Here is a 21,042-nt window from a genome sequence, read left to right on the forward strand (position 1 = left end):
CCGCTCGACGGCCGCTGCGGGGGCAGCGGGCCGAGTGGGACGTTCAGATTTTTCGGGAGGCTTGATCAGCCAGGGAAAGCGGCCTGGGCAACCAGTTCGATACGCACGCCAGGGGACAGTAGTTCCTTGACCACCACTGTGGCCCGGCAAGGGTAGGGTTCGCTGAAGAACTCGGCGTAAACCTTGTTCATGCCTGGTGAATCGCTGCGCTCGGTGAGAAAGATCTGCATGTGAGCGACGTTGGCCAGGCTACCACCGGCTGCCTCCATGGCCTGACGCAGATTGTTCAAGGCCTGGCGGGTCTGTTGTTCGATATCGCCGTCGACGATAGCTCCGGTGTGCGGATTCTTGGAAATATGTGCCGAATACACCAGATGCCCCGCACGTACGGTGCCGTTGAGCGGAGCCTTGGAGCGAACAATACCGGTGTCGATGACTTCAAGCATGGAGCGATCCTTAATGGGGTGGATTTTCGAAATGAGTGACGAACTTGGTGTTCAAGTAACCGGCGAAGGTCTCGCTACCACCTTCGCTGCCATAACCGCTGTCCTTGATGCCACCGAACGGTGTTTCCGGTAGCGCTAGACCGAAATGGTTGATGCTGACCATTCCTGCTGCCAACGCTTGGGAGGCATGTTGGGCACGGGCCGAAGAAGCGGTGAACACGTAGGACGCCAGGCCATAGGGCAGGGCGTTGGCCATTTCGATGGCCTGGCTGAAATCGTCGAACGGCACGACCACCGCCAGCGGCCCGAAAGGCTCTTCGTGCAGCAGGCGAATCTGTTGTGGGGCGTCGTGGATCACGGTGGGGGCAAAAAAATTGCCCGCATCGCCAATCCGCTCCCCACCACAGGCGATCTGTGCGCCAAGGCTGCGCGCGTCCGCCACCAGCGCCTCCATTGCCTGCACGCGCCGCGCGTGGCAGAGCGGACCCATATCGACATTCTCCTGCAGGCCATGGCCGACTCGAGCCTGGGCGACTTTGGCGACAAAGCGCTCGAGGAAGCGCTCTTGGGCAGCACGCTCTACATAAAAGCGGCTTGGCGAGACACAGACCTGCCCAGCGTTACGCAGCTTGTTGGCGGCGAGCGCATCGGCGGCAGCCTCGATATCCGCATCGGCGAACACCAGTACCGGAGCATGTCCGCCCAGCTCCATGGTGCAGCGCTTCATGTGTGAACCGGCGAGGGCGGCGATCTGCTTGCCCACGGGCACCGAACCGGTAAACGACACCTTGCTGACCCTTGGATCGCTGATCAGTGTTTTGGAGATGTACGCCGGGTTGCCCCACACAAGGTTCAGGCAACCGTCCGGCAGGCCTGCCTCCTGTAACAAGCGTCCGATGGCCATGACTGCCGAAGGCGTGTCCTCTGGCCCTTTGAGGATGATGGTGCAGCCCGCACCCAATGCCGCACACACCTTGCGCAAGGCCTGGCTGAAGGGAAAGTTCCACGGCGTGAACGCAGCGCAGACACCCACCGGTTCAAGCATCACGCTCTGGCGCACCCGGATATCACGGGCAGGAATGATCCGGCCATACAGTCGCCGACATTCCTCAGCGTGCCATTCGGCGTGCTCGGCGGCAAAGCGCACTTCGCCGAAGGCTTCGGCCAGTGGTTTGCCCTGATCTCGGGAGAGGTCGAGGGCAATGCGCGGGGCCTGTTCGCGGATCAGCGTGGCGAACCGACGCAGGATCTCCGAACGCAGTATTGGTGAACTGTTGCGCCAGTGCTTGAAGGCGCGCTCGGCACTCGACAGTGCGTTTTCCAGATCCTGGTCGGTGGCATGGGGCAACTGGCCAAGCTCGGTGCCGAATGCCGGGTCCACCACCGACTCGGTCTTGCGTTGCTCGCTCAACCATTGGCCATCGATGAACAACGCCAGCGACGTATAGGCTTGAGTGTTCATCAGGCGTCCACCAAACCATGGTCGCGAGCCCAGACCAGGGTATCGTCCAGAGCGCGTTCGATTCGCTCGATCAGGTCGTCGATTTCATGTTCTTCAATGATCAGCGCCGGGCATAGACTCAAGGTATCGCCCAGGCCTCGGGTGATGACGCCATGGACCTGTGCCCGGCGGCCGGCATAGGCAGCGGCCGACTGTTCGAAGGCGAAGGTCTCGCGGGTGTCCTTGTTACGCACGAATTCCAGGCCGCCCACCAGTCCCACGCCACGGGCTTCGCCAATCAATGGATGTTCCCCAAGCCGGCGTATGCCTGCCTGGAAGCGCGGTGCGACTCGCTGCACGTGGCCCAGGATGTCGCGCTCCTGATAGATCTTCTGTGCTTCCAAAGCGACCGCAGCCGCCACCGGATGTCCGCCATAGGTGAAACCGTGGGAAAAGCTGCCGATCTTCTCGCTTTGTGCCTGGAGCACACGGTCGATCTTCTCGTTGATCAGCAAGGCAGAGATCGGCATGTAGGCGGCCGACAGTTGCTTGGCCAGGCTGATCATGTCCGGCTTGAGGTCGTAGGTTTGCGAGCCGAACATGTTACCGGTGCGGGCAAAACCGCAGATGACTTCGTCTACCACAAACAGGATGTCGTACTTGCGCAGCAGCGCCTGGACCTTGGCGAAATAGCCTTCCGGCGGCAGGATCACCCCCCCGGAAACCATGACCGGTTCGGCGAAGAACGCCGCGATGGTTTCCGGGCCTTCGCGCAGGATCATCGCTTCCAGATTACCGACGCAACGCTCGACAAACGCCGACTCGCTCTCGCCCGGCAGTCCGTTGCGGTAATAGTGCGGGCAATCGGTGTGCAGGATGTTGGCAATGGGCAGGTCGAAATCGCGGTGGTTGTTCGGCAGCCCCGTGAGGCTGGCCGACGCCACGGTCACACCGTGATAACCGCGCTGGCGGGCGATGATCTTCTTCTTTTGCGGCTGGCCGATCGCATTGTGGTAGTACCACACCAGTTTGATCGCCGTGTCGTTGGCTTCCGATCCCGAGTTGGCGAAAAACGCCTTGGCCATTGGCACCGGCGCCATGGCCAGCAGGCGCTCGGCCAGTTCGATGCTCGGCTGCGTCGATTTGTGCGCGAACGAATGATAGAACGGCATGCGTTGCATCTGTTCGAAGGCTGCCTGGGCCAGGCGCGGCTCACTGAACCCCAGGGACGCACAGAACAGCCCGGCCAGGCCTTCGATGTAGCGATTGCCCTGATCATCGGTGACGTAGATGCCTTCACCGCCAGTGATCACGTGTGGGCCCAGGGTCTGATGAGCGTGATGGTTGGTGTAAGGGTGCAGCAGGCTGTCGATATCGCGTTGCTGCAGATCGGTGATGCTCATGGTCTTCTCCATTCCGGGTGGACGGCGCGGCCGTCGAGAATCGTTACGCGTGCAGCGCAGGGATCACGTGGATGTCATTGGCTTGCCAGTGCAGCGGCAACTGCTGGCCCGTTTGCAGACCACGAGCCTGAGGTCCGGGGATACGCACCCTGATAGTGGATTTGCCGAGCTTGCCGATGGCCAGGACGCTGTCGCCATAGTTCACAGCGGCCTCGACTTGAAGCAGGGCGTTGCTCTGGCCCTGCTCGGCCACGCGAATCATTTCCGGGCGCAGCAGCAAGTCGACGCTGGTGCCGGCAGGCAGGGTCAGGTCGTCTGCCTGCAAGTTGCCGATGCCGTCCACGCGGTACTGCCCGCGGCCCACGCAGGTGGCCGGCAGGAGGTTGTTGTCACCAACAAACGAGGCGACGAACCGCGTGGCCGGGCGCAGGTACATGTCTTGAGGCGCGGCAATCTGTTCGATCCGTCCATGGTTGAAGACCGCAATACGGTCGGACATGGTCATGGCTTCGGTCTGGTCGTGGGTGACGTAGATCATGGTCACACCCAGTTCCTTGTGGATACGCTTGAGCTCCATCTGCATGTGCTCGCGCATGTTCTTGTCCAGCGCGCCGAGGGGTTCGTCGAGCAGAATCAGGTCCGGCTCGAACACCAGCGCGCGGGCCAGCGCCACCCGTTGTTGCTGACCACCGGACAGTTCGGCCGGTTTGCGTCCGGCCAGGTGACCCAGGCCGACCATTTCCAGGGCGGCACCGATCATGCGGTTTTTTTCAGCCTTGGCCACACCACGCATGCGCAGCGGGAAACCGACGTTATCGGCCACGCTCATGTGGGGAAACAGTGCGTAGTTCTGAAACACCACGCCAATATTGCGGGCGTGAGGCGGGACTTGATCGATGGCCCGGCCGCCAATGCGGATGTCACCGCTGGTGGGTTGCTGGAAGCCGGCGATCATCATCAGGGTAGTGGTTTTCCCCGAACCAGAAGGGCCGAGGAAGGACACGAATTCACCAGGTTCGATCTGCAGCGAGACGTTGTCGACGGCCGGTTGCAGGTTGTCGTATTGCTTGACGACGTTATGCAGCGTTAGTGAGCGGGCGGGCATGATGAAAACTCCGTAAGCGGTCAGTAGGCAGTCTGGGCGGGGACGCTGCCGCGGGTGGCGCGCCGGGTCAGGCGGGCGGCCAGCGGCACGAGCATGCAGGCCAGTACCATGATGAACAGGAAGGAGGACGCCGCCGAGATCACCGGATCGGCCTCCATGCGGAAGCTGTTGAACATCTGTCGTGGCAAGGTCGCGGTGTCGCGACCGGAAATGAAGACGGCGATCACCGTCTCGTCGAACGACTGGATGAAGGAGAACAGCGCGGCAACCAGTACGGCGGGGCGCAACACCGGAAAGGTCACCAGCCAGAACGTGGTCATCACCGGTGCACCGAGGCTCGAGGCCGCGCGCTCAAGGTTGGTGTCGAAGCTCTTGAGTGCCGCGGTGATGATCAGAGTTGCCACGGGGATGCCCAGGCAGGTGTGGGCAATGATGATGCCGGTGTAGCTCTGGGTCAGGCCCAGCGTACCGAAGTACATGTAGTAACCCAGAGCCATGACGATTTGCGGAACGATCATCGGCAGCATCAGCAACAGATTCAGCGCCGTACGCCCGACAAAGTAGTGACGAACCAGCGCGAAGGACGCGGGAATAGCCAGCATCAATGTCAGCACGGTCGTGGCGGCACCGATGAACAGACTGTTGAACAACGGCTGCATCCAGTTGACGTCAGTGAAAAAGTGCTGGTAGTTCCCCAGCCAATATGCACTGGGCGGGAATTGCAGCGAAGCATTGGCGCTGAACGACATCGGCACCACGATGAACAAGGGGACGGCGATAAACACTGCAATCAGGAAGGCGAGCAGCTTCAGACTTCTCATGCTCATTTTCTCCAGAGACGATCCAGGCCGATGAAACGGTGATAGAGCCAGAACAGGGCGACGGTAATCACCAGCAAAATGACCGACATGGCCGAGGCCGCGCCGAAGTCCAGGACCTGTTCGATCTGGTCGCCGATCACCCCGGAAATCATTTGCTGGTTGGGGCTGCCCAGCAGTACCGGCATCACGTAGAAACCCAGGCAGGTGATGAACACCAGAGTGCAGCCATTGACCACACCGGGCAGGCTCAGCGGCAGGTACACCGTGGCGAATGCGCGCAGTGGATGCGCGCCCAGGCTCTGCGCGGCCCGTACATAACGTGAATCGATGCGCTTCATCACCGCATACATCGCCATCACCATGAACGGCACCATGGCGTGGGTCATCGCCACCGTGGCGCTGAACGAGGTGAACAGCATTTTCGGTGACGGCACCCAGCCAAGGCTTTCCAGTAGATGGGTGAGCGGTCCCTGGCGGCCGAAAATCACCATCCAGGCGTAGGTACGTACCAGAAAACTGGTCCAGAAACTCAAGGCGATGATCGCCAGCAGCAGGCCACCCAGGCGTCGCGCCGGACTTGCTGCGATATACGCCAGCGGATAGCCGAGCAGCAGGCTGCAGACAGTCACGATCGTGGCGGTCTTGAAGGTCTCCAGTAACACCGCGAAGAAGTGCCCGGAGCTCAGCAAATAGCTGAAGTTGCCAAGCCCGGGCTTGGGCTCGGTTACGCTCATCACCAGGACATAGCCCAACGGCACGATGAAAAACAGGATGAGAAACAGTGCGGCCGGCAGATAGAGCGGCAAGGGACTCTTGATCAGCGCTCTGAGCAGAGTGCCCGGCTGTTCGTCACTTTGCGCCGCGTTTTTTTCGAGATTTGCGTCTCGGCGCAAGCTCGGTGCTTCGTTCATTTCGATACCCCGTACAGCAAATGGGTGATGTCGCGCCCAGGCAGGACCGGAACGCGACATCCAGGTCGTTCACTTCAACTGCTGATCCAGCGATCGAAGCGTGTTGCTATTTCGTCGAGTTGTGGCAACAGCTTGACGCCGTCCAGAACCACCGCTTTTTCCATGTGTTGGGGGTTGGTCGGTGTAATCGCTGCGGTCTTCTCGTCGATATAGGTGAAGGCTTTCGGGTTCAACGGACCTGAGGCGTCGACGGCGCAGAAACGCGCCATGCCTTCGGCGTTGTTGGCGATCGACTCGATCAGGCGCCAGGCATTGCGCGCCCGGGGCGTACCCTTGGCGACGACCCAGCAGCTCTTGTCGATAAGTGCCTGATCCCAGATCACTTCCACCGGCTCTTTCGAGGACTGTTGCACGTTGATGGCGTAGTCGTTCCAGATGCCGATCATGTCTACTTCACCATCGCGCAGCAGTTGCTGCGATTGCGGGCCTTGGGTCCACCACACGCGAACTGCGGGTTTGATGCGGTCGAGGGCGGCGAAGGCGCGATCCAGGTCGTAGGGGAACAACTGATCGGGCGGTACGCCGTCGGCCAGCAAGGCAAATGCCAGGACCCGAACAGGGTAGCGCTGCAGGCTGCGGCTGCCGGGAAACTTGTCCAGGTCCCAGAAGTCTTTCCAGCTTTGCGGATGCCCGTTGGGAAAGCTGTTTTTGTGGTACGCGATCAGGTTGGCGAAGGCATGGGTGGCCACACCATTGGCGTAGATTGCGCCAGGCCACAGTTTGCTCTCGTCAATGTTGCCCGCCGCGGGCTCGATCAGATTGGAGGCGTTGGCCCGGGCGATTTCCGCGAGGCCAAGGGTGGTGACGTCAAACTCATAGACACCGGTGCGGGTCTGGGTCGCCAGCTTGGCAAAGGAAATCGGCGAGACAGTACGAATCTCGACACCCGACTCACGGGTAAAGGGATCGAACAGGAACTCTTTCGCCGCCTTCTCCCAGTTGCCGCCCCAGGTGTTGACATACAGGACGTTGTCGTCGGCGCTGGCGCGACGAATGAACGGCGGCAAGGTTGCCAGTGCGGTGCCGGCCAGTGTTGCTCCGAGGAATCCCCGGCGCGACAGCTCGAACTTGCTTTTACTCGAATCACGATCACTCATAGTTGTCTTCCTTATTTAGGATGCGTCGTGGCAGATTCAAAAGCGGCTCTGTCAGCCGAAGACTTCCTCGTAGAGGCGCAGCCAGTTGCCACCGAGGATCTTCGCGGCCTCTTGTGGGTTGAAACCGGCGCGCTGCAAGCCATCGGCGACCACGTTCAACTGGCCGGCCTTGAGCAGCCATTCAGGCTTGCGAGCGGGGCCCGGGCTTGCCGCCGAGCCTGCGCCGTACTGAACGGTTCGGGTCCAGCGGCCCTTGCGCATCCAGTCGTAGTCACGGGGTTGCATGTTGTGGCTGTAATCGGTGCCGATGCCGACGTGGTCGATGCCGATCAGATCCACGGTACGGGCGACCATTTCACACCAGCCATCCACGCTGGCACAGGCGGCCTCCGGGGTGATGTTGCGATAGGCGACACAACCGATCACGCCGCCGTTATCGCGCAACGCATGCAGGACGTCGTCGCTCTTGTTGCGCTTGTGCGCGAATACGCTGGCTGCGTTGGCGTGAGTGATGGCGACCGGTTTTTGCGACCATTCAATGGCCTCAAGCGTGGTGCGATCACCCACGTGGGACAGGTCCACGACCATGCCGACACGGTTCATTTCACGGATTACTTCGCGACCGAAGCGCGCCAGGCCGCTGTCGACTTCCTCGTAGCAACTGCTGCCCAGTTCGTTCTGGTTGTTGTACGTCAGTTGCACCACACGCACGCCCAGATCGGCGAACAACTCGACAAAGGCGATGCGGTTGTCGAACAGGTTGCTGTTCTGGTAACCCAGGACTACGGCGATCCGGCCGCTGCGCTGCGCCTCGCGAATATCCTCGGCACAGCGGGCAATGAGCATCAAATCGGCGCATTCACGCGCCATGTGTCGCCAGTGACCGATCGCATCCAGGGACTCTATGGCCCCTTCCCAGAAACCCAGGGTCGGCGTGACGCAGGTGTAGCCGCCGGCCTTGAGTTCTTCGAACACTTGACGATCAAAATGGCCGCACTGCAAAGCATCGATAAGCATGGGAGTAGCGTCCTCTTAGTGAGTAGGGGCGGTGGTGCCGGATTCGATGCCGGCCATCAACAGCGAAAGATCCGTTTCGTCTTCGTCCGGGCGGCCGACCAGTCGGCCCTTTGCATCGACCATGATGGAGCCTGCATGCCGACGCGATTCGAAGGAGTCGGGGGCCAGTGCTTCGTTGGCGTGATGGAACAATTTCCACCACAGTGCGGCTTCGACCTTCAGGCCGTTGAGGCGGATCTGGTCGAGCAAGGTCGGCGCTTGAGTCCGGTGCTGTGCGGTCAGGGTCAAGCCTTGCGTGTCGGATGCGAGTTCGATGCAAAGGCCATAACGCTCGGCCAGAGCCTTGATCACGTGCAGTTCTTCGGGCTCCTGCACATTGGCCACCCGCAGGCGGGCTTCGCCATGACGCTTGAGGTCGTCTGCCAGCAGGTCGAGCAGGGTGTCGGCGACCAGCCAGGCGTGCTGACCGGCGCAATCGACCCTTTTCACGTCAATCTGGTTATCCAGCGAAAGCGCCCGCGGTCCGCTTTGTTCCAGCAACTGCAGGTGCCTTTGCAGTTCGGCGAAACCGCCCAGGTTCAATGCCGCGGAATACAGCGCGCAGTCACGCAGGGCCGGGACCATGCCGGGCTCCATGCGCACCACTTGCATCAAACGTTCAAACACCAGGCGGCATTCGCGCAGGCTGACCTGCAGCGTGCGAGGGGTAGGGGACAGGCTCATAGGGCAGGCTCCGATGGGTAGAACCAGTGATGGCTGGCGTTGCCGCTGGCCAGGTCTTCGGGAAGCGGAGCACCGTGGAACAGCACGCCGCGCAGGTTGCGGTTGAGGTAGTCGCGGGTTTTGTCGATGCCGTGCAGGCCGACGTTGAGCAACCGGGTGATGTGCGCGGGGATGAAGTCCTCGCTCATGATGTCGGCGTGGGGCGAGTGATAGGGCGTGCCGGCCAGCGCCTGCACGCGGGTCACGATGGCTCGGTGACGCGGATGCATGAGCAGGAAGCGGGCGGTGCTCAGGTCTTCCGGCTGGGCAGCGAGTTCCTCGTCCAGGCTGGTAATCAGACGCGGCAAGTCCAGGCCCAGGTTGACCACATCGCCCAGCGCGTCCTGTGGACCGCGACGGGGTTCTTCCGCGGTGGCGGATTTGTACCAGACGTAGCGGCGCCGGCTATCGTCCAGATCGATGTTGAATGCCCATGGGTATTCGCTGCGCAGCAATTCGCGCAGACGACCGACCGGCATTTCCGGTGTGCCCACCAGTTCCTCGTCGAGGATCAGGTTGCGGCTCAGGCGATCGGCGACTTGTGGCACCAACTCGATCAGCAGGCTGTGCAACGTTTCGAGTACTTCGTCATGGACGCGGCCATCCAGCGAGCGGCACAGTTCGGCGAATGGCAGGTCGCCAATCACTTGGCCGGTCTGCAAGCGCGCCTGCAAGCGCACGACTTCGCTACGGACTGTCTGTAGTTCGGCGGCGACGGCAGCGCTGCTGATGAAGGACTCATAGACGCCGCGGTCCTGTTCGCGGAACTGAATCGCCCGGTCGAGCAGCGTCAATAGAAGAGAGCATCGCTCCAGCGCCACTTCAGGTTCCAGGCCTTTGGCATTGGCCAGGGCTTCCTCGCGAATCCACAGCCAGCGCTCGATCAGTCGCGGGTGGTTATTGACGAACAGCATCAAGCCCAGTGCCGAGCCATTGCCCACTCCAAGGAAACGCCGCAGTTCAGGCGCCATTGCGCAGGCATTCGGCGATGCCAGGCGAGCCAGGTGCTGGACCAGGTCCTGGGCATACACGCGCATCATGTAGGCACAAAGCATTTGTGCGGCGAGGGACCAGCGTAAAGGGTGATCCTCTTCATAGGCCAAAAAGCTTTTGGTGCCGAAGGTGCCGTTGCCGTCGAGTCCGGTGTTGCGCATCAGATAGCAGGTTTGCGCGAGTACGCCGACATCCGGTTGGCGACCGGCCGCCAGCGCTTCGACCGCCTGATTGAAGAAGCGCGCGCTGCGGTTGGAGCGGCACCAGATCAAGGTGTTGGGGGTTGCACGACCTTCATAGAGCTTGGGCAGTTCTTCGCCGGTTTTGGCGAAGTCCTGTTCGCTGATCTCGCCTTCTACCAGTGCACCCAGCATGTCCCAGGAACGACCGATGATTCGGCCTGTGCGGCCGTGAGCCGAGGGCTCGAAGGCAAACACCGGGAAGGAGAATTTCCAGCTATCGATTTCGATGAGGTAGTTGGCGACGCCGCTTCCCTTTGCATCGATGTCGAACCGGGTGCAGGTGATTTTCCAGCGCTGCTCGATGGCTTGGGCCATCAGTGCATGGGAAGCACTAATGCGTGATGGTTGAATCACCGCCAGTCGCTCGGGCTTCATCAGCTGTGCGGGCGAGCGCATCAATCGCGCAAGTCGATGCGCATGCGACTCGGTTTGATAGTTGGGTACGGCAGTCATGCTTGGGCTCCACGCAGGCGCGCGTTCACGACATCCGCGGCGGCGGAGGCGATAGCGGCGCATTTATCAAGATCGAAGCCGGCTTCGGGGCCGGAAATCGCCAGGGCGGCGATGCAGTTGTCATGGGTGTCGAAGATCGGTACGGCGACCGCGGAGACGGCGCGTGGTCCGGTCATGCCGGACACGGCGTAACCCTGCTGGCGGTAGGTTTCGAGCAGGGATTCTTCCGGCAGTGCGATGCCATCGGCGCGCAATTGGGCGATGACTTCCGGGCGGGCATGGGCCACCAGAATCCGCCCCATCGCCGTGCGCTCCAGATTGAGCCGGGCACCGACCCGCAAGTCTGCCCGCAGGATTCCCTTGGATTCGACTCGACGCAGGATCACCGCTTCATGACCTTCCAGAACGGCAAGGGAGGCGGTTTCCAAACTTTCGGTGACCATGTCCTGCAACACGTCAGCCACGCGCTCACCCAGGTTACCTTGCTCCATGGCCATGCTGGCGTAGCGAACGATGCGCAGGGTCAGGCGATAACTGCCTTCTTCGGTCTGCTCGATCCAGCCGCCGTCGGCCAGGGTGATCAACCGCTGATGAGTTGCTGCGCGCGCTTCGTCAAGGGCTTTGGCCACTTCAGTCAGGCGCACGGCGCGCGGTGAGGACGCGACGTAATCGAGGACCGCGAGGGTCTTGGTGACGGAGGAAAGTGTGCGTACAGCCATTTTTGATTTCTCTTGTTGTCTTCTATTAGAATACGTGGTATTCATATGCAATAAATTCTGATCCTGCCCTTGATGCGTGTCAATGCTTCGGGGGATTTTTTGTGGGCGATAGAAAATTCAGGCGACGGGTTTTGCTCGGATCGTCTGGTATTGGTGGATTTTTTAGAGTCGGTTTTCCCCGGGGATGGGGAAGATTTTTCTGCGTGGGAGCGCAGATATGCGCTTGGAGGACAGCCCTTTTCGGGTGAGAGGGCTGGGTAAGGAGGGGTAGTTTTTGGTGAATCTCCCTTGGTTTCTTAGAGGTGCCTGGCTGCCCCTTTTGGCCGGTTTCTGCTGGTCATGACCGTCAAGAATCGGCCAAAAGTTACCCTTCGCGAAGAGTAGTGGTCGACCCAAAACGGTCAAATCAATAAACGAATGTTTCACCGACAGAGAGTGGGATTCGCTGAATTTCCGTCTCGCTCATAACTCGCCAATCATTCGGCAAAATACCGTACTCGAACTCGGCGCTTTCCAGGGCCTCATCCAATCCAAGCATCAAGTGGTCGCCTGCAATCTGGAGTTCTGCGTAGTCCTTAAAGCGTATTTCCAGATGCACCAGGTCATTGTCTTCCGCCTTCAGGCAGAAAAGCACGATAGCGGTAACGTCAGGCCGGAAATCGCTGATTTTCCTTACATTAGAAAATAGGTGACTTGTGGGCTGGGGCATGGTGTCAGCCGCATTTATTGATAGTGGATTACAGCATTCTGTAAGGCTGCTTTTAACCGGATGACTGCAATCCGCTCATGGCGCCACCCCGGCATGTCATTGCCTCGCATTTTGTCTCCGCGGGGCATATGCAGGTACGTGTCGACGACGGTGACGCGGTCGACGTAGGGGGGCGAACTCATATTGGTGCCGCGCAACGAGGTCCATAGTTTCGGCAGCGATCTGGGCATGGCACCCATGCCGGTCAAGGACGTCATTCAACCGCCGGAGATCGGCGGCATTTCACGCATCAAGTACGGCAATAGCGGTGAGGCCACGCAGTTGTTGTGCGGCTTCCTTGGTTCCGAAACGCCCTTCGGCCCGCTGCGTTCATCGCTGCCATCCCTGTTGAAACTAAACCTGCGCGCAACACCTTCGGGGATCTGGATCGAAAGCTCGTTTCGTTTCGCTGTCAGTGAAATCGCCGCGGGGCGCGCCGGCTTGACAACAGTCATCGCCAAGCTTTCCGAACTGCTCTTCGTCGAAGCCATCAGCCAGTATGTCGCCGGCCTACCGGCTGAGCGGCGTGGCTGGCTGGCGCTGCTCCATGCGCGTCCCACCGAAGGCTGGACCGCAGAGGCCCTGGCCCTTGAAGTGGGGATGGCACGTTCGGTGTTCGCGCAGCGATGTACCGCGCTGGTCGGCCAGCCGTCCATGCAATACCTGACCCTCTGGCGCATGCACGTGGCCGCTCAGCACTTGCGCGAAGGGCGCGGCAATGTGGCGCAAGTCGGCTTTGCCGTGGGCTATGAATCCGAAGCCGCGTTCAGCCGTGCATTCAAGCATCAGTTCGGAATATCCCCCGGTACCTGGCGCAAGCAAATGCTTTGAGAGGTTACGCAGGCAGATCATCGAGCATCGGTCAGGGCCTTTGTATCGGTTGTAACTGTTCTTTATTCCTCGCATTGGATTTTCAGGATTTCCTGATGGATTTTCGGGATTTCCTGACGGGTCTTCATGAAAGTGCCATCTTAAACTTGCTGAGTTCATGGTTTGGTGGAAGTTTTTGCGTGGGAGTAACTAATTAGACTCATTAAAAGTTCAGTGCTGTGATTTTTCGTGGTGCTTTCGAGTGCTTCAAGTCAACCAATATTTGTCGTGGACGTGCTATGCGAACTAACTTGCCGGTTACAGGCCGAAATGTCGAACTACCACAGGACGTGAATATACTTTCCACGACGGATACCCAGAGCCATATAACGTATATAAATCCCGACTTCATCAAAGTCAGTGGATTTTCCGAAGCCGAACTTCTAGGGCAGCCTCATAATCTTGTCAGACATCCCGATATGCCTTCGGCGGCCTTCCAGCACATGTGGGCAACCTTGAAGAGCGGGCGATCCTGGATGGGCATGGTCAAGAATCGTTGCAAGAACGGCGATCACTATTGGGTCAGTGCCTATGTCACCCCGATCAGCAAAAATGGCCAAATCGTCGAGTACCAATCGGTGCGTACCAAGCCTGATGCCCGGCAGGTGCAGGCGGCGGAACAGCTGTATGCCAGGCTTCGCAGTGGCAAGGCTGCACGGTTCAAATGGTCAGGTTTGGGCTTGCAGCCCAAACTCTCCCTGTCGATCGGTTCTATCATCGCCCTCAGTGCAGTCGGGCTGGTGAGCATCACCCAATTGCCGCTGGAGAAAGTGATGCCGGTCGCCGGGCTTGCCTGTCTGCTGGGCTCGCTGGTCATTAACCGGATGCTGCGTCCTTTGAAAGCACTGTCGTCAAAAGCACGCGATATTGCAGACAATCCGCTGAGTCAGGTTATCTATACCGGACGCAGCGATGAGTTGGGCCAGATCGAGTTTGCCTTGCGCATGGCACAAGTTGAAACCGGTTCCGTCATCGGCCGGATCGGGGATGTTTCCAATCGATTGGGCGGGTGTGCGGACGATCTTCTCAAAGCCATTGAAGCCAGCGACAGGCTTACGGTTGAGCAACAGGCAGAAACCAATCTGATCGCGACTGCCGTCACCCAAATGGTTGCCAGTATTCAGGAGGTTGCCAGTAATGCCCTGAATGCCGCGAAGGCTGCGGACAAGGCGGACAGTGAAACCCGCAGCGGCGGTAATCTGGTCGCCCACACAAGCGAATCGATCATCGAACTGGATGACGAGATTCAACAAGCGGCCGGCGTCATTCAAGAACTGGAAAATCACTGCACAGAGATTTCCAATGTCCTGAATGTCATTCGTGGCATCGCGGAACAGACCAATCTTCTGGCATTGAATGCTGCGATCGAGGCTGCCCGGGCAGGAGAGCAGGGGCGGGGTTTTGCCGTGGTCGCCGATGAAGTACGAGGCCTTGCCGCACGAACTCAGCAATCGACCACCGATATCCAACAGATGATCAGCGTGTTGCAAGAGGGTGCCCGTTCTGCGGTGACGGTCATGGAAAGGAGCCGAGAGCAGGCGCAATCCAGCGTCAGTCGGGCTCAACAGGCTGCAGGTGCTTTAACGGGCATTGGTCGGCGCGTTAATGAAATTACCGAAATGAACGCGCAAATTGCCACGGCGGTAGAACAACAGGGCATTGTTAGCGAGAGCATCAATCGCAGCATCATGAATGTACGCAGCGCCGCTGATGACAACGTTGAAATGGGGAAAACCAATCACATCAGTGCAGGGCAAGTCGCCAAGTTGACTGTGGAACTTCGTGAGTTGGCGCGGCAGTTTTGGGAGCGTCGGCACTAGGTGTCGTCCAGCGGGGTGAAGATAGGGGCAGATAGCGACGGTCTAGAATCGACCGTCGCGATGGATGGTTAGACTTCAGTCTGTTCCGCCATTTCCAGGGCATCATCGACCTCGATTCCCAGGTATCTGACGGTGCTTTCAAGCTTCGTATGACCAAGCAGGAGTTGGACAGCTCTCAGGTTTTTCGTCCTGCGATAGATCAACGATGCCTTCGTTCTCCGTAACGTGTGAGTACCGTACATAGTTGGGTCAAGGCCAATGGCTGTAACCCATGCTTTGACTATTCGAGAGTATTGTCTGGTGGAGAGATGCTCTGAGTTGTTATTCTTTGGGCTTCTTGTTCTTTTTCTTCCTCTGAAACATCTTAAATACCTGCTTCAAGTCCACGCCAAAACCAAAAAGACCAGGCTTGAGTTGAAGCGCATCATAGAACTCTCCCGCCTTCTGCTTTGCGACTGACATTTCATGCTGCTTCTGCTCTACAAGCTCCTGCGCTCTGAGAGCCTTTAGATGCTCATTGTATGTGGCGGAGACTTTTACCTCCTCAAGAGCCGCGTCATTGAGGATGTGGAGTTGATCAAAGGATGCGTAGATCGGTAACTGCTCACTCTTCGCCAGATTCATGTATTGCCACACAGACAGAAGATGTCGAACACTATCCGTTTTGGACGGGCCGAGCGTAGAAATGAGTTCGTCCAGTTTTCCGATTTCTTCCGGGCTGAGGTTGAAATTAATTTGCAGTGCCATGCGAACTCCTCAAGGCAGAAGGACCTAGGTGGTGTAAGAGGTGATCGGAGCGCAAAGCGCCCAGGGGATTGCAAGAGTGGTGATTGGCTCACTCATGTCGTCGAACCAATACCGCATAAGCATAGGTGAGATAGGTTTGAACGGAGCCATTTAGAATGCTATGGCTGACCGTCCGTTCATGGCCGTTCTCTGCGGGTCATGACCACCCAGCATGACGGTCAAATCCGATGCAAAGGGACGACGAAAATGGGGACTCCGAAAATGGGGACTGATTTATTTTTGCTTTCTTTAAGAAAATAGATCAGTCCCCTTTCTTCTCCGCAATGCGTGGAGGTCGCTAATCGACCCAAACCTGCCTGTCAATACGGGCAAAAATTGGCCAGGAGCGGGTGTTTAGAGTAACAAAAATAAATCTGTCCCCTTTTCAGTCGTCCCCTTTTCAGTCGCTAGTTTATGATCGTCCTCTTCTGGCCGCTTTTTGCTGTCGCCGAGGGCGGAAATCTAACCATAGCTGCCTTTCGCAGGGACAGAAAACGACCGTAGCGGTCGGTTGATGCTAGCGTTAGTTTAGCCATATGGCCTTATTCGAAATTTGGCGCAATATTTTTATTGTATTAGTTTTCTAACACTGTCATTGAAAGACGAGGTAGATGGAAATAGATGTAAGCTGTAATACCACCATGTACTCTCTGCGGCGAATTTGACGCTCCCGGCACCATCTTGCGTGGTGAAGTCAAGTGGTAAAGTCTTATGCTTGTCGAAAAAAGTTTGGATTACGTTTAGTTTTCCCCGCGTTTGCTCACTATCCAGCAAGATGAATACGTAACTGCTAGTAGATACAAGCCAAGTTTTTTGCTTGGGGGTTTGAAAAATTAGCAGCTCTTTTTTCACATATTCATTTTCGTCGAGTAGGCCTGAGTCGGCTACAAAGCTATGAATGCTATTCACTGTTAAAAAACCGTCGGCTCCCAACTCTACGACTGGTGATGCGTTCCGAGATAAAGACTTTGCTGCCGTTTCAGTAGGTTGTTGGAATAGAAACTCATTATCTCCTAATTTCAAGGATGCTAATCTCTTTAGTAATTCCGTTAACGGGGTTCGGAATGCATAAATTGCATACAAAGCAATAGCTGGCCAAGCTAGATCCCCTAACAATTGAATTAGTGCCACTGGAAAAGTCGGACCACCTGCTTGCTCACTCATTTGGCCTCCGAATCCTGAACAAGTCCGAGTGGTCGATGACCTCTCAGGGGATTAGTGAATAACACCTTTTGTCTTGCAATCACTCGTTACTAGGTGGAGCGCATGAAGTTGAGCCGGCACTGACTGAAGATGTATTTCAATGGAGACGAATAGAGTTAGTGACAGCAATCTAAGCATAGCCATTTTTTACAGCATTGGACGATAATGACCACCCTTTAAAGGCCGCTTCTGGCCGATTTCTGCCGTTCGCGAGCGGCCGCTACTCTCATCTTCCCCACAGCAACCTTTCAACCTCATCATATTTACCGGCGACCTTCAAATAGGTCTCAGCCCATCCACTACTCATGCCCAGTTCCTGCAAAGGTCCGGTCGGTGCAAACAACACGGCGACGTTCAATCGCTCAGGCAAAGTACCGGCCTTCAGTGAGTGGATCAGGGCTTGTAGTTCAGCTCTCGCCTTGAACTCATCAGCCCAATACGACCAGCAGAAATCATTCCCCGGAATCGACACCAGTTCGACGGCGGCCTCAAGTATGAGAATGAGTGACTGGACGGCGGAATCACACTTCGCTGTTTCCCGGAGCAAGCGATGCAAGTGGCGGGTTTCCATGGGGACTCCAGATACGATTGCGACGATAAAAGGTGGCTAAACATGTTCAAGCCGCAGTGGGCCGCAATTCGTGCACCAGTTCAATCAGTGCGCGCAACCGTGCCGGCACGAAGCGATGGCCCGAGTAGTAAAGCCTCAACCCGCCGAACGACGGGCACCACGGCATCAGCATCGGCACCAGGGCGCCGCTTGCCAGTTCTTCCTGGATGAACCACTCGGAAATGAAACCGATGCCAAGGCCCGACAACACGGCCTGTTTGATGGCCTGCAACTCGTTGGAGGCGAAGCGCACCGGCAGATCCATTTGCAGCTTCTGCCCGTCGCGCTCCAGTTCCCACTGGTAGAGGCCTCCGTGGGCCATGCGCATGCCGATGCTCTGGTGGGTGAGCAGGTCTCGTGGGTGTTCGGGCACACCATGGCGTTCGAGGTAATCGGGTGTTGCCACCACGAGCATCTGGATGTCACCTGACAGTGCCACGGCAATCATGTCTTGCGGAACGGACCCAGCCAGGCGAATCCCGGCGTCGAAGCCGCCGGCGACAATGTCGACCATGCTAGCTTCGCTGACGATGTCGATGCGCACCTCGGGATAGCGCTGAGCGTACTGCTTGAATAGCGGTTCGAGCAGCAGGTAGGCCGCGCCATACGGTGCATTGATGCGCAGTGTGCCGCTGGGGGCGTCGGGGCCGACACTGGCTTCTTCGCCGGCACTTTTGATTTGTGCCAATGCAGGGGCGATGCGTTCCACATAGCGTTGCCCTATGTCGGTGAGGGCAACGCTGCGCGTGGAACGATTGAACAGACGCACCTTCAGGCGCGCTTCCAGGCCGGCCACCGCGCTGCTCACGGCAGTGGTGGACATGCCCAACTCCTGTGCTGCGCCACGAAAACTGCTGCGGCGAGCAACGGCCAGCACCACTTCCAGCTCGGTCATTCCTGTTCTGTGCATGGATTGTCCTGAAAATAAGGATTCTTCATAAGCTAAAGGATAGCTTATCGGAATAATCAACCCTTCTTAGACTTCGCATCACAGAGGCTCGATTCAGGCGAGTCATTTTGAGCGAGGAGTCGCCATGCAACGCATTGAACAGATCTACATCAACGGCGAGTTCGTCATTCCACACGGTCAGGAATGGTTTGACCTCCATAACCCGAGCACTGAGGAGGTCATCGGTCAGGTTCGGCTCGGCGACGCACTGGACGCGCGGCGTGCCATTGCAGCCGCCAAGGCAGCGTTTCCAGCCTGGGCTCGTACCCGCCGGGAGGAGCGCATTGCGGCACTGCAACGCATGCACCGGGCCGTGGCGGCAAGGGAGGAAGAACTGCTGGAAGCCATCCTCGTGGAGTACGGCGCACCTGCGGTCCGCGGGCGCTGGATGGCGACCTATCCGGCGGATGTGATTGCGCAAGCAATCGAAGCACTGCAGGCGTTCGATTTCGAGGAACAGGTCGGCATGGCCAGGGTCATTCTGACGCCCGTGGGCGTGACCGGCCTGATCACGCCCTGGAACAGCAATGCGGGCTTCATTTGTAACAAGTTGGCCACCGCGCTGGCGGCAGGCTGCACCGCCGTCATCAAGCCAAGCGAGATGAGTGCATTGCAGACGCAGGTCGTGGTCAGTGCGTTGCACGAAGCAGGGCTGCCACCGGGTGTATTCAATATCGTCAACGGACGGGGCGATGTGGTAGGCGAGGAAATCGCCCGACATCCTGACGTTGCCAAAATCTCGTTCACGGGTTCGTCCGCTGTCGGCCAGCATCTGGTAAGAAGCGGTGCTGACACCATGAAGCGCGTGACGCTCGAACTCGGCGGCAAGTCGCCCACCGTGGTGCTGGACGACGCGGATTTCCAGGCGGTCATGCCGTTGGTACTGCAAGCCGGATTTCTCAACAGTGGCCAGGCTTGCATCGCGGGCACCCGCATCCTTGTGCCGCGCAGCCGGCTGGCAGAGTTCGAGCGGATTGCGAAGGAGGGCGTCTCACAGATTCGATCGGGCGACCCGCGCAACGCAGACACCGACATCGGCCCGATGGTGAGCCAGAAACAATGGGAACGGGTGCAGCGCTACATCCGTATCGGCCAGGAAGAAGGCGCGAGGTTGCTGGCCGGTGGCGAAGGTCGCCCGGAAGGCTTGCACGCCGGATGGTTCGTGAAGCCGACGATCTTCACGGATGCCAATAACCGGATGCGCATCGCGCGTGAAGAAATCTTCGGCCCCGTGCTGACGATCATCCCCTATGAAGATGATGCTGATGCAATCAGCATTGCCAACGATACGGACTACGGGCTGAGCGCTCTGGTGCTGGGAAAAAGTTCCGAGCGCTGTATGAACATCGCCCGTCAGATTGATTCGGGACGCGTGCTCATCAACACCCTGGCCCACGAACCGCGAGCCCCTTTCGGTGGGTTCAAGCATTCCGGCCTTGGGCGCGAAATGGGCAGATGGGGGATGAGCGCGTATCTGGAGCCGAAGACGTTGGTCGCGTATGACTCGTTGAAATGACCGGGTCGGGTTCCTGTGTGAGGGCATTGGATGGGGAGTGGCAGCCAGTGGCCGCTTACCAAGGTATGGGCTGAAGTATGGGCTGGCAAAATTTTTGATGCGGTAGAAACGACAAAGCCCTGAATAATCAGGGCTTTGTCATATGTAGATGGCAGAGGCGATGGGATTCGAACTCGTGGGCCTGCTACAGTCGACGTTTTTCAAGTTCGATGATTAATTCTTATATTTCAATTAGTTAATAAAGAATTTGTTCCGCAAGTGAGCAATCGATGATTGCTTTGGAGACCCCTGAAATCAAGGGGTGGAAGTTTACCTGCGGAAACGAAATTGTCGGATTTTAGCTTATTCAGCACCACCAAATAACGGCGAGTTGGTCGGTAGCGGCCTCACCTGAAGCAAACCGAGCCTGATCATTCGTGATAGGCAGAAAACGCCAATTTCTGCCCATCGCTTGATAGCAGCAACGGCCAGATGAAGTCTGTCGAACGGGTTCGACAGAGCAGTCATAATTTATCCGCCTGGTCTACGCTGAAGATGGATATTGACCCCTTCAGGTAGCCAAAAGCAGTGCCTGACAAGCATCAGGTTCGGGAGGTCGAAAGTGCCAGCACAATTGGTAGATCACCTATGGGACAAGATCATCGAGCGCGATGCATTGGCCAGGCAGATTCTGCGAGAGAAAATTGCTGCAGTTCATCAGCTTGAGGCTGCAATTCGCTTGAAAGAAGGTGATGAAGTGACGCGGGTCGTCATGAGAAACGGCTTGATCGAACATGCGCTGAAACGTTGCCTCGAGAACCTTGAGGGGTCAACCAGCGTGACAGAGCAAGATTTCTGGGTGTTTTACGATTACGCAACCTACGTGGCAAAGCACGCCGAAAAGCTTTAGGAAAGGCTCGCGCGGGGGGCTAGAGAGGCAGCGAGCTTCGCATCTTCGTTTTCCTGCGCCTTCACTGCTGCAACCTTTCGCGCATCGTCGATCCTCAGACGAAGCATTGGTGCAGTCATGCGGTGACCGGCGACCTTGGGCGGATTGTTTTGAGCTGTATAAGGGAGGACAAGGTCGCTGC

The 21,042-nt window shown here is 57.9% G+C and carries 18 protein-coding genes and 4 pseudogenes; 5 read left to right on the forward strand and 17 right to left on the reverse strand.

What is annotated here, in order from left to right:
• Positions 1–65: 65 nt before the first annotated feature.
• From ACQKP2_RS02690 to ACQKP2_RS02745, 12 genes are all read right to left on the reverse strand, one after another.
• Entirely contained in the window at positions 66–446 is a 381-nt protein-coding gene (locus tag ACQKP2_RS02690; protein ID WP_427574158.1) for a RidA family protein, read from the reverse strand.
• A gap of 10 nt (positions 447–456) precedes the next feature.
• Complete coding sequence (locus ACQKP2_RS02695; protein ID WP_427574160.1) at positions 457–1,908, reverse strand: NAD-dependent succinate-semialdehyde dehydrogenase; 1,452 nt, start codon at positions 1,906–1,908, stop codon at positions 457–459.
• Entirely contained in the window at positions 1,908–3,290 is a 1,383-nt protein-coding gene (locus tag ACQKP2_RS02700) for an aspartate aminotransferase family protein (protein ID WP_427574161.1), read from the reverse strand. Before ACQKP2_RS02700 ends, ACQKP2_RS02695 begins: the two co-directional genes overlap by 1 nt.
• Positions 3,291–3,333: 43 nt before the next feature.
• Positions 3,334–4,395, reverse strand: a complete 1,062-nt coding sequence (locus ACQKP2_RS02705; RefSeq protein ID WP_427574162.1) for an ABC transporter ATP-binding protein — start codon at positions 4,393–4,395, stop codon at positions 3,334–3,336.
• 20 nt (positions 4,396–4,415) lie between these two features.
• Positions 4,416–5,216, reverse strand: a complete 801-nt coding sequence (locus tag ACQKP2_RS02710; protein WP_427574164.1) for an ABC transporter permease — start codon at positions 5,214–5,216, stop codon at positions 4,416–4,418.
• A 2-nt stretch (positions 5,217–5,218) separates the two neighbouring features.
• Positions 5,219–6,127: an ABC transporter permease gene (locus ACQKP2_RS02715; RefSeq protein WP_427574166.1), complete on the reverse strand. Its 909-nt coding sequence runs from the start codon at positions 6,125–6,127 to the stop codon at positions 5,219–5,221.
• A gap of 74 nt (positions 6,128–6,201) precedes the next feature.
• Positions 6,202–7,284, reverse strand: a complete 1,083-nt coding sequence (locus ACQKP2_RS02720; protein WP_427574167.1) for an ABC transporter substrate-binding protein — start codon at positions 7,282–7,284, stop codon at positions 6,202–6,204.
• Between the two features lie 51 nt (positions 7,285–7,335).
• A complete protein-coding gene (locus tag ACQKP2_RS02725) occupies positions 7,336–8,301 on the reverse strand; it encodes a membrane dipeptidase (protein WP_427574168.1) in 966 nt (321 codons plus the stop codon).
• A gap of 15 nt (positions 8,302–8,316) precedes the next feature.
• Positions 8,317–9,024: a hypothetical protein gene (locus ACQKP2_RS02730; RefSeq protein ID WP_427574169.1), complete on the reverse strand. Its 708-nt coding sequence runs from the start codon at positions 9,022–9,024 to the stop codon at positions 8,317–8,319.
• A complete protein-coding gene (locus tag ACQKP2_RS02735; RefSeq protein WP_427574171.1) occupies positions 9,021–10,751 on the reverse strand; it encodes a hypothetical protein in 1,731 nt (576 codons plus the stop codon). The genes ACQKP2_RS02730 and ACQKP2_RS02735 overlap by 4 nt, the downstream gene beginning before the upstream one ends.
• Positions 10,748–11,470: an IclR family transcriptional regulator gene (locus tag ACQKP2_RS02740; protein ID WP_427574173.1), complete on the reverse strand. Its 723-nt coding sequence runs from the start codon at positions 11,468–11,470 to the stop codon at positions 10,748–10,750. The genes ACQKP2_RS02735 and ACQKP2_RS02740 overlap by 4 nt, the downstream gene beginning before the upstream one ends.
• Before the next feature lie 406 nt (positions 11,471–11,876).
• On the reverse strand, positions 11,877–12,179 hold the full coding sequence (locus tag ACQKP2_RS02745; protein WP_427574174.1) for a hypothetical protein: 303 nt from the start codon (positions 12,177–12,179) through the stop codon (positions 11,877–11,879).
• A 59-nt stretch (positions 12,180–12,238) separates the two neighbouring features.
• Between ACQKP2_RS02745 and ACQKP2_RS02750 the strand changes: the two are divergent.
• From ACQKP2_RS02750 to ACQKP2_RS02760, 3 pseudogenes are all read left to right on the forward strand, one after another.
• Positions 12,239–13,049 (forward strand): annotated as a pseudogene (locus ACQKP2_RS02750) (AraC family transcriptional regulator); the annotation flags it as partial.
• A 278-nt stretch (positions 13,050–13,327) separates the two neighbouring features.
• A pseudogene (locus tag ACQKP2_RS02755) lies at positions 13,328–14,017 on the forward strand (PAS domain-containing protein); the annotation flags it as partial.
• 342 nt (positions 14,018–14,359) lie between these two features.
• Positions 14,360–14,908 (forward strand): annotated as a pseudogene (locus ACQKP2_RS02760) (methyl-accepting chemotaxis protein); the annotation flags it as partial.
• A 68-nt stretch (positions 14,909–14,976) separates the two neighbouring features.
• On the opposite strand, the pseudogene ACQKP2_RS02765 reads toward ACQKP2_RS02760, so the two are convergent.
• From ACQKP2_RS02765 to ACQKP2_RS02785, 5 genes and pseudogenes are all read right to left on the reverse strand, one after another.
• Positions 14,977–15,216 (reverse strand): annotated as a pseudogene (locus ACQKP2_RS02765) (tyrosine-type recombinase/integrase); the annotation flags it as partial.
• A gap of 13 nt (positions 15,217–15,229) precedes the next feature.
• A complete protein-coding gene (locus tag ACQKP2_RS02770) occupies positions 15,230–15,655 on the reverse strand; it encodes a hypothetical protein (RefSeq protein WP_427574176.1) in 426 nt (141 codons plus the stop codon).
• A 606-nt stretch (positions 15,656–16,261) separates the two neighbouring features.
• A complete protein-coding gene (locus tag ACQKP2_RS02775) occupies positions 16,262–16,858 on the reverse strand; it encodes a hypothetical protein (protein WP_427574177.1) in 597 nt (198 codons plus the stop codon).
• A 265-nt stretch (positions 16,859–17,123) separates the two neighbouring features.
• Complete coding sequence (locus tag ACQKP2_RS02780; protein ID WP_427574179.1) at positions 17,124–17,468, reverse strand: hypothetical protein; 345 nt, start codon at positions 17,466–17,468, stop codon at positions 17,124–17,126.
• A 46-nt stretch (positions 17,469–17,514) separates the two neighbouring features.
• A complete protein-coding gene (locus ACQKP2_RS02785) occupies positions 17,515–18,417 on the reverse strand; it encodes a LysR family transcriptional regulator (protein ID WP_427574181.1) in 903 nt (300 codons plus the stop codon).
• 124 nt (positions 18,418–18,541) lie between these two features.
• On the opposite strand from ACQKP2_RS02785, the gene ACQKP2_RS02790 reads away from it, so the two are divergent.
• Together ACQKP2_RS02790 and ACQKP2_RS02795 are read left to right on the forward strand one after the other, a co-directional pair.
• A complete protein-coding gene (locus ACQKP2_RS02790; protein ID WP_427574182.1) occupies positions 18,542–19,972 on the forward strand; it encodes an aldehyde dehydrogenase family protein in 1,431 nt (476 codons plus the stop codon).
• 601 nt (positions 19,973–20,573) lie between these two features.
• Complete coding sequence (locus ACQKP2_RS02795) at positions 20,574–20,861, forward strand: hypothetical protein (RefSeq protein ID WP_427574184.1); 288 nt, start codon at positions 20,574–20,576, stop codon at positions 20,859–20,861.
• Positions 20,862–21,042: the final 181 nt, after the last annotated feature.

It is taken from the genome of Pseudomonas sp. NPDC089569 (assembly GCF_050280625.1).
In the GTDB taxonomy this organism is placed as follows: Bacteria; Pseudomonadota; Gammaproteobacteria; order Pseudomonadales; family Pseudomonadaceae; genus Aquipseudomonas.